Source organism: Camelimonas sp. ID_303_24 (genome assembly GCF_053543495.1).
Genome location: NZ_JBLLJM010000005.1, coordinates 377,533 through 392,919 on the forward strand (window position 1 = coordinate 377,533; position 15,387 = coordinate 392,919).

11 protein-coding genes are annotated in these 15,387 nt (G+C 67.9%); 4 read left to right on the top strand and 7 right to left on the bottom strand.

Annotation, left to right across the window (positions count from 1 at the left end):
- Positions 1–64 precede the first annotated feature (64 nt).
- Together ACERNI_RS07340 and ACERNI_RS07345 are read right to left on the bottom strand one after the other, a co-directional pair.
- On the bottom strand, positions 65–517 hold the full coding sequence (locus tag ACERNI_RS07340; protein ID WP_448832616.1) for a hypothetical protein: 453 nt from the start codon (positions 515–517) through the stop codon (positions 65–67).
- A gap of 202 nt (positions 518–719) precedes the next feature.
- A complete protein-coding gene (locus ACERNI_RS07345) occupies positions 720–1,520 on the bottom strand; it encodes a tyrosine-protein phosphatase (protein WP_448832839.1) in 801 nt (266 codons plus the stop codon).
- Positions 1,521–2,221: 701 nt separating this feature from the next.
- On the opposite strand from ACERNI_RS07345, the gene ACERNI_RS07350 reads away from it, so the two are divergent.
- Entirely contained in the window at positions 2,222–2,833 is a 612-nt protein-coding gene (locus ACERNI_RS07350) for an NAD(P)-dependent oxidoreductase (RefSeq protein WP_448832617.1), read from the top strand.
- Between the two features lie 348 nt (positions 2,834–3,181).
- On the opposite strand, the gene ACERNI_RS07355 is transcribed toward ACERNI_RS07350, so the two are convergent.
- The 3 genes from ACERNI_RS07355 to ACERNI_RS07365 form a co-directional block, all read right to left on the bottom strand.
- Complete coding sequence (locus ACERNI_RS07355; RefSeq protein WP_448832840.1) at positions 3,182–3,634, bottom strand: hypothetical protein; 453 nt, start codon at positions 3,632–3,634, stop codon at positions 3,182–3,184.
- 621 nt (positions 3,635–4,255) lie between these two features.
- Complete coding sequence (locus ACERNI_RS07360) at positions 4,256–5,584, bottom strand: ABC transporter ATP-binding protein (RefSeq protein WP_448832618.1); 1,329 nt, start codon at positions 5,582–5,584, stop codon at positions 4,256–4,258.
- 107 nt (positions 5,585–5,691) lie between these two features.
- On the bottom strand, positions 5,692–7,428 hold the full coding sequence (locus ACERNI_RS07365; RefSeq protein ID WP_448832619.1) for an ABC transporter permease: 1,737 nt from the start codon (positions 7,426–7,428) through the stop codon (positions 5,692–5,694).
- A 413-nt stretch (positions 7,429–7,841) separates the two neighbouring features.
- Here ACERNI_RS07365 and ACERNI_RS07370 point away from each other — a divergent pair, with 413 nt between their 5' ends.
- Entirely contained in the window at positions 7,842–9,113 is a 1,272-nt protein-coding gene (locus ACERNI_RS07370) for a hemolysin family protein (protein WP_448832620.1), read from the top strand.
- An 81-nt stretch (positions 9,114–9,194) separates the two neighbouring features.
- Here the strand turns inward: ACERNI_RS07370 and ACERNI_RS07375 are convergent, their stop codons facing one another.
- On the bottom strand, positions 9,195–9,662 hold the full coding sequence (locus tag ACERNI_RS07375; RefSeq protein WP_448832621.1) for a nucleoside deaminase: 468 nt from the start codon (positions 9,660–9,662) through the stop codon (positions 9,195–9,197).
- A 58-nt stretch (positions 9,663–9,720) separates the two neighbouring features.
- Here ACERNI_RS07375 and ACERNI_RS07380 point away from each other — a divergent pair, with 58 nt between their 5' ends.
- Positions 9,721–12,372, top strand: a complete 2,652-nt coding sequence (locus tag ACERNI_RS07380) for a pseudouridine synthase (RefSeq protein WP_448832622.1) — start codon at positions 9,721–9,723, stop codon at positions 12,370–12,372.
- Between the two features lie 208 nt (positions 12,373–12,580).
- Positions 12,581–13,132 (top strand): 16S rRNA (guanine(966)-N(2))-methyltransferase RsmD, encoded by a 552-nt coding sequence (rsmD, locus tag ACERNI_RS07385; RefSeq protein ID WP_448832623.1) that lies wholly within the window; start codon positions 12,581–12,583, stop codon positions 13,130–13,132.
- Between the two features lie 207 nt (positions 13,133–13,339).
- On the opposite strand, the gene mutL is transcribed toward rsmD, so the two are convergent.
- Positions 13,340–15,352 carry a DNA mismatch repair endonuclease MutL gene (gene mutL / locus ACERNI_RS07390; RefSeq protein ID WP_448832624.1) on the bottom strand — a complete coding sequence of 671 codons (2,013 nt, stop codon included), beginning with the start codon at positions 15,350–15,352 and terminating at the stop codon, positions 13,340–13,342.
- Positions 15,353–15,387 lie beyond the last annotated feature (35 nt).

The window sequence follows — 15,387 nt, forward strand, 5'->3', positions numbered from 1 at the left end:
CACGCATTCCGCAACGAAAGACCAGACGCCCCGCTCACGCAGGACGCCATGGCGTCGCGGCGTTTCAGGGAAGATTGTAGCCGGACTGGGCGCACATGCGCTTCACCACCTGCATGGCCTCCGCGTCGGTCGCCACCAGGGCAAGTTCGCCGGAGCGGATTTCCTTGCGGGCGGTGCGCACCGCCGCCAGGAATGGCTGGAAGCCCAAATAATTGCCGGCTCCGTCCTTGGCGTTCAGATAGCCGCAATAACGCCCCTGCCCTTTCTCGAAAGTCTGCATGTTCAGCGGCAGCCAGCGCCACTGCACGCTCTCCGGATCATTGAGCCCGGGCGACAGGGATTTGGCCAGCGCCGCCTGCTCCGAGGCGTGCAGATCGCGGGTCGGCGTGTCGGAAACGAGGCTGTTGTCCACCCAGAAGATATCCGCCGCGTCCTGCATGAAGACCATGGCGGCGATGCCGGCGACGAACACGCCAGTGGCGACGGTGAACAGGGTTTTCCGGGTCAGGAACGGCATGAGGAGGAATCCGCGGCAACAGTCTGCAGTCGGCAGAGGCAGATGGGATGGCGCATGCAAGGATGCAACCTGTCCTTGCATCAGGACGTGGGCTGAAGCCAGAACAAAATTCAGTCAGGCGGACGCCAGAAACCGGCGAGCCTGGCTCACCAGGTTCTGGCCCTGTCCGCCTTCCCTGTCCCCTTGCGCTTCAGAGCGTGGGTCAGGCCGTATAACGGGCGATCACCGCGTCGCGTTCGGCGTCGCCGAAGCCGAGATGGCGCAGGTAGCCCTCAACGGAGCCATATTCCTCGTTGACCGAGGTCAGGGCGATATCGAGATGGTGGCCGGCAACGCCAAGGAACGCCTGCACAGCTTCCTCGGGAACCTGGCGGCCAAGCGCTTCAGAAAGGTTCTGCTGCACCTGTGCGCGGCGGGCGTCGGTCATCGTCAGTTCGTTGGTCAGCAGATAGTCAGCGACAATGTCGTCGCGATGCACGCCGAGAATCGCGTGAATCAGCGCGACCAGCAGGCCGGTCCGGTCCTTGCCCGCCGTGCAGTGCACCAGCACGCCGCCATCCAGCTCCGGCAACGCCCGCAGCGCCCGGCTGAACAGATCCTGGTGGCGAGCCTCATGCAGCGCCTTGCTGTAGTAGCCCTGCAGATAGGCCTCGATCGAGGCCGGGGTCACGTCGGACTTGCGCAGGAAGGCCAGGTGGGGCGTTTCCGCTTCGTCGCCAATGTCATTGTCGATGACGGAGCCAGACCAGTTGACCGGACGGCGGGACGGCTGGTTCAGGCGCTCCGTCGGCCGCCGCAGGTCAACAACGAGGGCCAGATTGAGCCCCGCCATGCGCTCCACATCCGCGTCGGTCGCCAGATTCTGGTGCGCGGCGCGAAACAGCCGCCCCGTCACGACACGGCCGCCAGCGCCCGTGGAATAGCCGCCGAAATCACGGAAATTGCCGATTGCGTCGTAAGGTAGCACCCGATTCCAGGCCATCGCCTGATCACCCTCAACCATCGTTTTCACTCGTTTCCTGCCTGTTCTGATACATTTTCTGACACCGTGAATAGCATTTCGCGCTGAAGAAAATGCGTCAATTCAAAAGGTCGCTGCAAAATTCAGCGCCAGTTGATGACCTTTCCCCGGATGACATTCGCACCCGCCCGCCATCGCCCCGCCAGTTCGGTCCGACCGGCGCCCGCGCCCGCAAGGGCCGACGCGCCAGTCTGATTGAACCTGTCGCAACGGGTTTACCGCTCCAGCCCTCCAGGACCAAGCGGATTGGACCAACCGGAATTGGGCTGGCGGATTGGGCGGCAAAGCCTCCTGAGCCTTGCGGGCGTCAGCGCCCGGACGCCAGCCTGCTGGCTCCGGAGGAGCAACCCGCCACGCCAACTGTCCGCCTTCAGGCGGCTTCGCCTCAAGGTTGCTTTCCCCTCGGTTGTTTTCTCCCTGGCTTGCAGGCTCCCTGGGCTGCTTTGGCGCCTGGCGCGTTCTCGCCTTCGATCTGTTTTCACCTTCAGTTTGTTTTGGCCCTGGGCTGTTGTCATCCTGGGGCTGTTGCCATCCTGGGGTTGTTTCCGCGCCGGCGCCTCCCATGTCCTGACTGCACGTTTTGGCGCCGTCACCAGGCTCCGGAGCCCTGATCCGTTGCCTGGCGGCCTGATCTGGCCGCGCGCTCCGGCGCCGCATCCGCAGCAAACCGACAGGAGGCTGACTTGAAGGTTCCCTTGATTGGAGCCAGCGGCGCGGTGGGATCGCGCATTCTCGCCGAACTTCTGCGGCGCGGCCATACAGTTACCGCCATCGCCCGCCATCCGGAAAAAATCCCGCCCGGGCCTGGGGTCACGCCCCGTCAGGCTGATGTGTTCGATGAGACGGGGCTGGCGCGGGCGATCGCCGGCCACGACGCCGCGATCAGCGCCGTGTGGTTCACCGCAAGCGATCCCGCCATCCTGATCGCCGCCGTGCGCCGCGCCGGCGTCGGCCGCTATCTTGTGGTTGGCGGGGCCGGCAGCCTTGATGTGGCGCCAGGCAGGCGCCTGTACGATTCGCCCGAATTTCCCGCCGAATGGGTCAAGGAAGCCAAAGCCGGCGGCGCCTTCCTTGACCTTCTGCGCCAGACGCCAAACCTGGACTGGAGCTTTCTGTCCCCCTCAGCCCTGCTCTTTCCTGGCGAGCGCACCGGGCGTTTCCGGCTGGGCGATGACGCGCTGCTGCGTGACGCCAGCGGCAAATCCGCCATCTCCATGGAGGATTACGCCGTCGCCATGATCGATGAACTCGAACGGCCCAGCCATTCGCGCCGACGTTTCACGGTCGGCTATTAGAGCGCTGTGCGATCCGGCGGCAGCGTCTGAGCGGACAGAATTCGCCTGAATGCAGGCTCCAAAACGCTCCGGCCAGGCGGGACCGACCGGCCAATCCGGTTTCACCCGAAACCGGGCAACCAACAGCTGCCGGTCCATGTCCACCGGAAGCGGCTTCAGCGACGAAAAAAGCCGCGCGGTAAAAACCGCGCGGCCGACAATGACAAGGCTGACAGCCGGCGACCCTGGCCCCTGGAGCCCCGGCGGCGCCGCCGCCAACCCCTGCGCCAACTTCTGCCCAGCACAATCATGCGCAGGCCAGAGAACGCTTTTCCAGGGAACGCCCTGGCCCAAAAGCCCTGGCCAGCCTCAGCTCTTCAGGCGCTTGTTGCACTCGCTATAGTAGCCGCCGCCCTTCTGGATCCACTTCAGCCCGCCATTGCCATTGCTGGTCTTGTTGGCGTTGTACTGGTCCAGACAGGTATGCATCCGCTGCTTCGCCGGCTTTTCAGCCGAATACTTGGGGGCGATCGCACGCGGGAACACCGGCGATCCGGCAGCCGCCGGCTGAGCCGGCTGGGCCTGCTGTCCCGGGCGCACCGGGGCCGTCTGGCCTGTGGCGGGGCTTGCAGCGGAATTTGCAGCGGGGCTCGCGGCCGGCGCGGCGCCCTGGACCGCCGCCGGAGCGGCAGGGGCGCCGTCGCCACACTGGGCCTTGCGGAAGTCGTTCCATTTCGTGGCGCCGAGCGTTCCAGCAGCCTGGGCCGCCTTATACTTCGCGCTACACTCCTGCATGGTGAGGGCGCTGGCCGGGGCCGCCATCAACAGGCTGGCGCCGAATGCCGCCAGACCGCCCAACGCCAGCGCGCGCCGCGCCGAAGCGCGCCACGTCCCGGCCGGCGCAACAGCCGCGTGCGCGTCTGCGCCTGTCCGCGATGCCGGATTACTTGTGCGGGAAATATGATACGCCATCAGTCTGACCTCTGGTTGATGCGAACAGAACAGCAGTGTTCCCCGCCCCGATCAACTGCCGCTCAGCACAAATTGACGAACTCACGCAGACCCCGAACATGCTGGCGCGTGCGCGACCGGCAAATTTCGGCCCTGCAAGCTTCAGACCTGCAAGTTTCCAATCGGCGGCCCGCATGTCCCTGCAGACCCTGCATTGCACCGCCTGGACGTCGCCAAAGCCCAATGCGCCTGAACCTCACCGGGTTTTGGCATCGCGTCAGATTGCGAACCCACTGGGGCATCCGCAACCTGTCGTGCGCGGGCATTGCCAGGATCAACGCGTTTTTCGGCAATGCAACCGCCAGCGCCCCCTACTGGCATGCCAGATCAGGACGCCCGCGCCACCCCCGCGCCCGGAAGCGCGATTGCGTAACCATTAAATATTCAAAACAATATGTCAAAATTAAACATCAATACAACCTGGATAATAACTCACTCCGGATCATCTAGACTGAAAAACTCTGCTTGCTCGTCATACGAAAACAGTTCGGCGTAGCGACCCCACGACACTGCGGTGTTCAGCGTCTGGTCAGCGTAGTTTTCGGACATGGCGTCCTCCAGCTCGGCGCGGAATTTGGCGGCGGGAACGCGATGGTCCGCGCGCTGCTCAAGCTCCTGGCGGATCATCCGCACCAGCGGCACGCGCTCGATCAGTTGCTGCGCGAACAGATCCTTGCGCGCGTCGGTCTCCATGCCGGCGAAGGCCAGACCAGCATCGGTGAGGTGCAGGTCGCCGTCCTTCATGTCGGCGAAGCCGAGCAGCTGCAGCGCTTCGCCAAGCTGCACCATCTCGTCGGCCTCCAGTTGGTGATCGCGGGCAAGGTCCGGCAGGTCGGCGCGGCCGTTCCATGGCTCGCCGGCCACCGCCTCCAGCATGCCGGCCATGATGTTGGTGGACACCGGCTGCAGCGCCAGCGGCGAGGCGCCGCCCTCGCCCTCGCCCTCCAGCTGGACCGGCGCGCGCCGGGTCATGCGGGCGTAGACGTCGTCCACCACCTTGCGAAAGCGCGGGTCCTGGCGGTTGCGCGGATGCGGCAGGGTGATGCGCACCTGCGCCGCCACCCGGCCCGGATTGGAGGAAAAGATCAGGATGCGGTCGCACAACAGCACCGCCTCCTCGATATTGTGCGTGACGATCAGCACCGCCCCCACGGGCAGGCGGTCCTCCATCCACAAATCGATCAGGTCGGTGCGCAGGGTCTCGGCGGTCAGCACGTCGAGGGCCGAGAACGGCTCATCCATCAACAGCAGATCCGGGTGCATCACCAAAGCGCGGGCAAAGCCGACGCGCTGGCGCATGCCGCCGGACAGCTCGCGCGGATAAGCGTTCTCGAAGCCGTCGAGGCCGATCAGGTCGATGGCCTGCAGGGCGCGCCGGCGCCTCTCCGGCGTGTCGACGCCCAGCGCCTCCAGCCCCAGCTCCACATTCTCCTGCACCGTCAGCCAGGGAAACAGGGCAAAGCTCTGGAACACCATGGAGACGCCGCGCGGCGGACCGTCGACGGGCTGGCCATGAAACAGCACCTCGCCCGAGGTCGGCGGCAGCAGTCCGGCGGCGATGCGCAGCAGCGTCGACTTGCCGGACCCCGAGCGGCCAAGCAGACCGATGATCTCGCCCTGGCGCACCTCGAAATTCACGCCATCGAGCACGGCGAGGGCCTCGCCGCTCGCCTTGGCGAAATCACGCTTGACGTGGCGGACTTCCAGCAGGGTTGGCCGGCCCGTGCGCTCCTGCTGCGGCCAGGCTGTATCGCGCGACATCCGCTTGCACTCCGCTTGCGCGCCACAGCCGGGCGCATCCATCTCAAGGCTCTTGCGACATTTTCCGGCAAAGAGAACTGGCGCCGGCACAATGCGTCAAACAGGTTTCACAGCCGGAACCGGCGCTCGATCCAACCGCGCAAAGGCAACCACAGCACCCGGTTCAGCGCCAGCACGAACAGCGACATCACCGTGACGCCAAGCACCACGCGCGGCAGGTCGCCCGCCTCCGAGGCCTGGGCGATATAGGAGCCAAGGCCGGCCGCCACCAGCTTCACGCCGCCCCATTGGGCAATCTCCGCCACGATGCTGGCGTTCCAGGCGCCGCCGGCGGCGGTGAGCGCGCCGGTGACATAATACGGCAAAATCCCTGGCAGGATCAGCGTGCGCCAGCGCAGCGCCCCCTTCAGGCTGAGACTGCGGCCAGCCTCGCGCAGATCGCCCGGAATGGCGCTGGCGCCGGCGATCACATTGAACAGGATGTACCACTGGGCGCCGAGGGCCATCAGCACGGTCAGCCAGATATTGGGGTTGCCGTGAAAAGCGACGACGCCGGCCACCACCACGGGAAACAGCAGGTTGGCGGGGAACGCGGCGGCGAACTGGACAATGGGCTGCGCGCGCACCGCCACCCCCGGCCGCATGCCGATCCACACGCCGATGGGCGTCCAGAAAAGGCTGGCGAAGATCACCACGGCCATCACCCGCAAAAAGGTGAAGCAGCCGAGCCGGATCGCCTCGACAAAATCAGCCGGCGCAAGCGTGGCGCGGATGAAGGAGATGATCAGCCACGCCGCCCACAGCGCCCCGACGACCACAAGCGCCATCCACAGCAGGTCCAGCGCCCGCGCAATTCCAGGCGGCAGTTGCGGCATGATGCGTCGCCGCCGGCCTGGCCCGCCGTCCAGCCGCAATTGTCCGAGCTGGCGCAGCAGGGCCCCCACCGGCGCCACGATCGCCCGCAGCACCCGGGTGCGGCGGAAGAAATCCAGCAGCCAGGCGTCGGGCGCCTCGGCCTCGGCGTCGCCGCCATCGCCGGTCATGCGAAACTTGTCGGCCCAGGCGGTCAGCGGCCGGAACAGAACCTGGTCATAGATCAGGATGACCACGATCATGGTCGCCGTGGCATAGCCGACCGCGTGCAGGTTGCCCTCGCCCACGGCCTTGGCCAGATAGGAGCCGACGCCGGGCAGGATGATCTGCTGGTCGCCGACGGTCAGCGCCTCCGAGGCGACGATGAAAAACCAGCCGCCGGACATGGACATCATCATGTTCCACACCAGCCCCGGCATGGCGAAGGGCACGGTGAGACGCCAGAACTTCTGCCAGGCGGACAGTTGCAGGCTGGCCGCCGCCTCCTCCAGGTCGCGCGGCGTGTTGCGCGCCGACTGCAGGAAGCTCAGCGCCATGTTCCAGGCCTGGCTGGTGAAAATGGCGAACACGGCGGCGATTTCCGCGCCGATGATCTGGCCGGGGAACAGCCCGAGGAAGAACGTGATGGTGAAGGTGAGAAAGCCCAGCACCGGCACGGATTGCAGAATGTCGACCGCCGGCTCCAGCACCATCGCCAGCTTGCGGCTGCGCATGCACAGGGCGCCGAAAGCCATGGTGAAGGCCAGTGAAGCCGCCATGGCGGCGAGCATGCGCAAGGTGGTGCGCAACGCATAATAAGGCAGATGCGCCGGATCCGTGGTGACCGGCGGCGAGCGCAGCGCCTCAAGCGGCGCGGCGGCGTCGCGAGCGCCCATGGCGATGCTGACCATGATCGCGACCAGCAGGGCGAAAGCGACGATATCCCAGGCATTTGGGAACCATCGACGACCCAGGGACGGTTGCGTGCTCATCTGGCGGGAACCTGCGCAGCCTTCTGTAAAAATGCCCAACCCGGAGGAGACGTGTGAATGGGGCTGGCTGGCGCACCATAGAGCAGGTTCGCCGGGCTTTTACCATATCAAACCCGCCGGTTACGGAACTATGACAAAGGGGCCACGCGGCGCCAAACGCGTCATATGCCGCCAGCGCGCGACGGCGGCGCCTCACGCCCGGCGATTCCGCCCGGTCACCCCGCCCAGTCATCCCGGCCAGTCATCCCGCCCCGTCGCGGGCGAGGCGCCCCGCCCTCACCCCTGCGCCTCAACCCTGGCCATCGCCCGTGGTCGTCGCCCATGGTCTTGCGCCTATTGATTTGCCGGAGCGAAAACCCCATCCTCCCTTGCCTTCTGAGGGAGAGGCGGCTGAGCAAGCTTGCCTGTATCCGGTGCTTGAACTTTTAATCGCCTTTCTGCTTATCGTTCTCAACGGCCTTTTCGCGCTTTCCGAACTCGCAATCGTCTCCTCCCGCGCCTCGCGCCTGCGGGTCATGGCTGAGCGCGGCCAGCGCGGCGCGGCGGCGGCGCTGGCGCTGTCGGAGGAGCCTGGCCGTTTCCTGCCCACGGTCCAGATCGGCATTACGCTGATCGGCATCCTCGCCGGCGCCGTTTCCGGCGCCGCTCTGGGCGGCCGTTTCTCAGAGATCCTTTCCGGCTTCGGCTTCAGCCGCCAGATGTCCGACGCTTTGGGCTATGGCGGCGTCGTCGCCCTGATCACTTTCATGTCGGTGGTTATCGGCGAGCTGGTTCCCAAGCAATTCGCCCTGCGCCATCCGGAGCCGATTGCCTGCGTCATGGCTCCCCCCATGGCGGCGCTGTCGAAGTTTGCGGCGCCGCTGGTGTGGTTTCTCAACGTCACCACGCGCGGCCTGATGTGGCTTCTGGGCGCCCGTGACGATGGCGGGAGCTCCATCACCGACGACGAAATCCGCACCATCGTCGCCGAAGCCCGCACTGCGGGCGTGATCGAGCCGGCGGAGCACCGCATGATCGGCGGCGTCCTGCGCCTTGGCGACCGCTCGGTGCGCGGCCTGATGACGCCGCGCATGGAGGTGCATCTGATCAATGTCGACGACGATGACGCCGCCATCTACGCCCAGATCGCCGAGAGCCCACACTCGCGCTTTCCGGTGATCGAGGGCGACCCAGACAATGTCATCGGCGTGGTGGTGGCGCGCGACCTGCTGCGCGGCCTGCGCGCCGGCGCGCCCCTCGACATCCGCAGCCATGTGCGGGCGGCCCCGGTGGCGCCAGACACCCTCAGCGCCCTCGATGTGCTCGAGGCGCTGCAGAAGTCGGCCGTGCCCATGGCGCTGGTCTATGACGAGTACGGCCATTTCGAGGGCGTGGTCACCCCCGCCGACGCGCTGGAAGCCATTGTCGGCGCTTTCATTTCCGACGAGCCGGACGATGAGGACGCGGTGCAGCGGCAGGACGGCTCCTGGCTGCTCTCCGGCTCCATGTATGTGGACGAACTGGGCGACCTGCTCGGCCTCGACCTGCCGGAAGAGCGTGACTATGACACCGTCGCCGGCCTGGTGATCGACGCCATGCGCCGCCTGCCGCAGACTGGCGAAGTGGTTGAGGCCCTCGGCTGGCGCTTCGAGGTGATCGATATGGACGGACGGCGCGTTGACAAGGTGCTGGCGAGCAAACTCTGATCGCGCATGCCCGCATCGCCGGCTGCCTGGCCTGTCCTGCGTCCATATCGGCGCTTTGCCAGAACTGATTCGCTCCCTGTTTCAGCGCTTTGCGGCGAAGAAGTCCCGCAACAGCGTCGCGGACGCCGTCTCGCTGATGCCGCCGTAAACCTCCGGCGCGTGATGGCAGGTGGGTGAGGCGTAAAGGCGCACGCCGCTGTCAACCGCCCCGCCCTTGGCGTCGGCGGCCCCGTAATACAGCCGGCGGATGCGGGCGAAAGAGATTGCCGCCGCGCACATCGGGCATGGCTCCAGAGTCACATAAAGATCACAGCCAATCAGCCGTTCGTTGCCCAGAACCGCCGCGGCGGCGCGGATTGCAAGGATTTCCGCGTGGGCGGTGGGGTCTTTCAGCTCGCGCGGGCGGTTGCCGGCGCTGGCGATCACGACGCCGTCGCGCACCACGACAGCGCCAATCGGCGTCTCGCCGCGCTCCCCCGCGGCGCGCGCCTCGGCCAGCGCCGCATCCATCATCGAGCCGGCGCCCTGCGTCGCGCGCGCATTTTCCATGCGATCATCCTGCATTGATATCCTCGCTAAGCGGCCCGCCCTCTGCTATCACGCCGCAATGACGGACAAAACGGATAACAGGCGCCCGCCCCGCCAGGGTCGCGGCGGCAATGGCAATCACGGCGGCAATGGCGGCAACCGTGACGGCGGCGGCGCGCGCGGATCCAGAACTGGCGGCTTCGGCGCCGGCGGCCGCGACACGCGCGGCGACAGGCCCGCTGGCGGCAAATTCGCGGGTGGCAAACCCGCTGGCGGCGGCTTTGGCGCCCGCGGCGACCGCAGTTTCGGCGACAAACGTCCCTTCGGCGAAAAGCGCCCCTTCGGCGAGAAACGCGGTTTCGGCGAGAAGCGGCCATTTGGCGAGAAGCGCGGCTTTGACGGGCGCCGGCCTGAGGGCGGCCCAGGCCGCCCGGATAGCGGCCCCCGGCCATTTCGCGGCGAGCGTTCGGACAACCCGCGCTTCGGCCAGGATCGTCCCCGGCAAGACCGTCCCCGGGAGGACCGTCCCCGGCAGGAGCGCCCGCACCAGGGGCGCGGCCCGCAAGATCGCAACTGGCAAGAACGCGGCGGGCAGGAGCGTCCGCGCGGATTCGCCGGACGTCCGGAAGGGCGCGATGGCGAGCGTCGCTTCGGCGGCGAGCGCGATTTTGGCCGGCATGGCGGCGAAAAGAAGAGCTTCGAGAAGCGCGGCTTTGGCGCGCGTGATGGCGGCCCGCCCCGGCGCGACGCCGGCCATTACGGCGACGCCAGGCCGGCCTTTGCCGGCCGCCCGCGCCCGGAGGGCGGCCGCGGCAGCTACAGCGAACGCTTCAGCGAACGCCCGGCCGGGCGCCAGGAGCGTGATCGCCCTGACCGCAACCGCCCGCGCCCGCAGACCGAGCGCGTCGAGCGTCCCGATGGCCGCGAGCGTCTGGCCAAGGTGATGGCCCGTTCCGGCGTGGCCTCGCGCCGCGACGCCGAGATCATCATCACCGCCGGCCGCGTCAGCGTAAACGGTCAGGTCATCCATTCGCCGGCGATCAATGTCGGCCCTGCCGATCACATTCTGATCGACGGCAAGCCGATGCCGGCGCGCGAGCGCACCCGGCTGTGGCTCTACAACAAGCCCGCCGGCCTGGTGACCACCCAGTTCGACCCCGAAGGCCGCCCGACGGTGTTCCAGCACCTGCCTGGCGACCTGCCGCATGTGATCTCCGTCGGCCGCCTCGACATCAACACCGAAGGCCTGCTGCTGCTCACCAATGACGGCGGCCTGGCGCGGGTGCTGTCGCACCCCGAAACCGGCTGGCTGCGCCGCTACCGCGTCCGCGCCTATGGCCAGATCACGCCCGACGCGCTGCTGGCGCTGGAGAATGGGGTCACCATCGACGGCATTCACTACGGCCCGGTGCAGGCCAGCATCCAGCGCCAGCAGGGCCACAATGTGTGGCTGATGCTCGGCCTGCGTGAAGGCAAGAACCGTGAGGTCAAGCGGATTCTCGAGCACCTTGGCCTCAGGGTGAACCGCCTGATCCGCATCTCCTTCGGCCCGTTCCAGCTTGGCGACATTCCGGAGGGCGCCGCCGACGAGGTGCGCCTCGCCGTGCTGAAGAGCCAGCTTGGCGACGATCTGGCCCGCCGCGCCGGGGTCGACTTTGAATCGCCGGCGCACGAGCGCGACCCTGGCGAAGGCCGCCCGGAGTCGCTGCTGCCGCCGCGCATTCCGCATCGCCTGCCGGAGGAAGAGGCGGTTGACGCTTCGTTTGACGAAGGCGTTGAGGAAGAATTCCGCGAGGCCATCAAGGGCAAGCCGTGGAAGGACAACGCGCCGTTCGAGCATGATGACGGCTGGTTCGAGCCTGGCGGCCGCAGGGCTGCGATGCGCGCGGCCGAGCACGAGAACAGGAGCGAGCGCGAAGCCTGGGCCGAAGCGCCCCGGAACGTGGCGCCGCGCGGCACGCCGGACCCCTGGCGCCCCTCCCCCGATGATCCGGCGCCGCAGAAAGCGGTCGGTTCGCGCGCGGGCCTGAAGCGCAGCACCTGGCGCGACGCCGAAACCGAGGCGGCGCGCGCCGGCGCTGGCAGCCGCAAGCCGCGCCGCGGCGATGACCCGCTGGCGGCCCGCGCCGAAAGCGGCCAGCGCGCCCATGTGCGCGCTGGCGCCGTGGCCAGCCCCGGCGGCCGCCGCGTGCTGGTGGAAAAGGTGGTGCGCGAGAAGCCGGCGGAAGAACCGCGGCGCAGCGCCCGGGTTCGCGGCGACGTTGGCGAACGTTCGTTTGACGACCGGCGCCCCGCTGGCGGCGAACGGCCCTTCCGTGGCGGCGACAGGCCGTTTGGCGGCGCAGGGAGGCCTGGCCGCGAAGACAGACCTGGTAGCGAAGACAGACCTGCTGGCGCAGGGAGGCCTGGCGGCAGAGGGCGCCCTGGCGGCTTCGGAGCCCGCGATGGCGGCTTCGGCGACCGGCCGCCGCGCGACGCGCGTGACCGTCATGACGGCCGCGACAGGGGCTTTGGCGACAGGCAGGGCTTCGGCGACAGGAAAAGCTTTGGCGACAGGCCATCGGGTGGAAAAGCCTTTGCTGGCAAGTCGTTTGGGGGCAAGTCGTTTGGCGGAAAGCCAGCCGGCGGCAGGCCTTTCGGCAAACCCGGCGGAAAACCGTTTGGCGGAAAGCCCGGCGGCGGCAGGCCGGGCGGCGGCAGATCTGGCGGTGGACGCGGCCCTGGCCGCTGAGCTGCCAGAGCGCCTTGCCGGCAAGCAGCCATTGTCCAGCCCGGATGATGCGCCGCGCCCCAGAAAAGCGTCATGCCCGCACCAGTTGCGGGCATCGACGTCTTCAGCGCCGGATCAACCGGCCCCCGCTGGCGCGTTTCGCGAAAAGCCGCATCCACCCGTTCGCATCATGTTCCAGACGCCCATACTCGCATAAAGGACGACGCACTTGAGGATTGTGGCCGGCAAATATCGGGGCCGCGCGCTGGCCGCGCCCAAAACCCAGGCGGTGCGCCCGACCTCCGACCGGCTGCGCGAGGCGGTGTTCAACGTGCTCAGCCACGCCTATGACGACCCGCTGCGCGACGCCCGCGTGCTGGACCTGTTCGCCGGCACCGGCGCTCTCGCCATCGAGGCGCTGTCGCGCGGCGCCGCCTTCGCCCTGTTCGTTGACGATTCCGCCGAGGCGCGCGGTCTGATCCGCGCCAATGTCGATGCGCTTGGCCTTGGCGGAACCAGCCGCCTGTTCCGCCGCGACGCGACGAAGCTGGGCGCAATCAGCGGCATGCCGCCATTTTCGCTGGTGTTTTGCGATCCGCCCTATGGCAAGGGGCTGGCTGAACAGGCGCTCGCCAGCGCCCTTGCGGGCGGCTGGCTGACCAGTAACGCTCTGGTCGTGGTCGAGGAGGCCAGCGACGCCAATTTCGCCTGGCCAACCGGCTTCACCGAATATGAGCGCCGCAGCTATGGCGAGACCACTGTGTATTTCGGCGGGATTTAGCGCGCGCCGGCCCGAGGCCTGGCCGCCGGGGCCCAGCCTCAGGGAGGCCCAGCCTCAAGGATCACGCGCTCACGGCTCGCATCGCTTCGTGGATGGCCGGAACAGATCCGACCATGACCGAGAGGCACATGGCCGCCACGCGCGCCGCCATGGCGCGCGCAAATGCAAGAGCCGCAACGGCGTAGCGGTCACAAGCATGCGGCGGGTTCACCGCCGCCCGAACAGCTTCTCGATATCGGTCAGCTTCAGCTCCACCCAGGTGGGGCGGCCGTGGTTGCACTGGCCGGACAGCGGCGTCGCTTCCATTTCGCGCAGCAAAGCGTTCATTTCCTCCGGCCGCAGCCGGCGGCCGGCGCGGATTGAGCCATGACAGGCCATCGTCGCCAGCACGTGGTCCAGTTTTTCTTCCAGCGCCCCCACATGGTCCCATTCGGCAAGCGCATCGGCCACGTCGCGCACCAGCCGGCGCAGGTCGCATTTGCCCAGTAGCGCCGGCGTTTCGCGCACACAAAGCGCGCCGGCGCCGAAGCCTTCCACCACCAGCCCCAGCGCCTCCAGCTGTTCCGCCGCCGCCAGCACCCGGTCGGCGTCCACCGGATCGAGTTCGACCACCTCTGGAACCAGCAGCAGTTGCCGGGCAACGCCGTGCACGGCGCGCTGGGCCTTCAGCCGCTCATACACCAGCCGCTCATGCGCCGCGTGCTGGTCGACGATGACCACGCCGTCGCTGGTCTGGGCGATGACATATGTGCCGTGCACCTGGGCGCGGGCAGCGCCCAGGGGCTGCTCCTGCCGCGCCAGATCCTGATCGGCGGCCAGCCCCGCGTCGTCGTCCCCTGGCGCGGTGGCCCGCGCGTCGGCGGAAGGCGCGACCAGGTCGCTGAACACGCCCTGGGCGCCCTCGGCGAAACCGCCGGCGCCTGCGCCCGCCCAGGTCCCGCCGGGCGCTTCGTACGCGACATCATCGGGGCCCGCATCTTCGACAGGCGCCTGCCAGTTCGCCGGCGGCGGCGCATGGCGCGGCGCCTCGCGCCAGCGCTGGTCCCACGCGCTGGCCGCCCTGGCGGCGGCCGGCTGCGGGCCGGAAGTGACGCTGGCGGACGTGACGCGGGCGGAGCCGATATGAACGGAAGCGCGGTCGGCGGCCGACCAGGCGCCGCCACCCATCTGCCGCCCGGCCTGCAACGCCTCCAGCGTGCGCGAGCCGCCCGTGGTGGACGAGCGATGGCCAGCGCGATGGATGGCCTCCTTCAGGGCGCCGATCATCAGGCCGCGCACCAGGCCCGGGTCGCGAAAGCGCACCTCCGTCTTGGCCGGATGCACATTGACGTCGACGTGACGCGGATCACAGGCGATCAACAGGGCCAGCGCCGGGTGACGCCCGGCCGGCAGCACGTCCATGTAAGCGGCCCGCACCGCGCCCTGCACCAGCTTGTCGCGCACCGGCCGGCCATTGACCATGACATGGATATGGCTCGGGCTGCCGCGATGCCATGTCGGCAGGCCAGCGAAACCGCTCAGCTCCACGCCCTCGCGCGCCGCCGCGACGGCAATGGCGTTGGGGGCGAAATCGCTGCCCAACAGTCGGGTCAGGCGGGCCAGCAGGGCATTGTCGCCGGTTTCGCGCGGCAGCGTGATCGGGGTAAGATGGTCGCCGGCGAGGGTGAAAGCCACCTCGGGATGCGCCATGGCGAGGCGTTTCACCACATCGGCCACGGCCTGGGCTTCCGCCCGGTCGGTCTTGAGAAATTTCAGCCGGGCTGGCGTCGCCATGAACAGATCGGCGATCTCCACCCGGGTTCCGCGCACGCCGGAAGCAGGCCGCACCAGCCCCTTGATCCCGGCCTCCACCACGATCTGGCAGGCGCTGTCCGCATCCTGCGTGCGGGTGACGATGCTGAGCCGCGACACGGCGCCAATTGATGGCAGCGCCTCGCCGCGAAAGCCCAAAGTGGCGATGGCGAACAGGTCGCCGTCAGGGATCTTGGAGGTCGCGTGGCGCTCCACCGCCAGGGCCAGATCCTCTGGTCCCATGCCGCCGCCATCGTCGGTGACGCGGATCAGCCGCCGGCCGCCAGCCTCCACCACCACCTCGATGGCGGTCGCGCCGGCGTCGAGCGCGTTTTCCACCAGTTCCTTTACGGCGGCGGCCGGGCGCTCCACCACCTCGCCAGCGGCGATGCGGTCAACCAGAACCGGATCGAGGCGCCGAACCGCCATGGCGGATACTCCCAAAGCGTCCTGGAGCAGCTTTC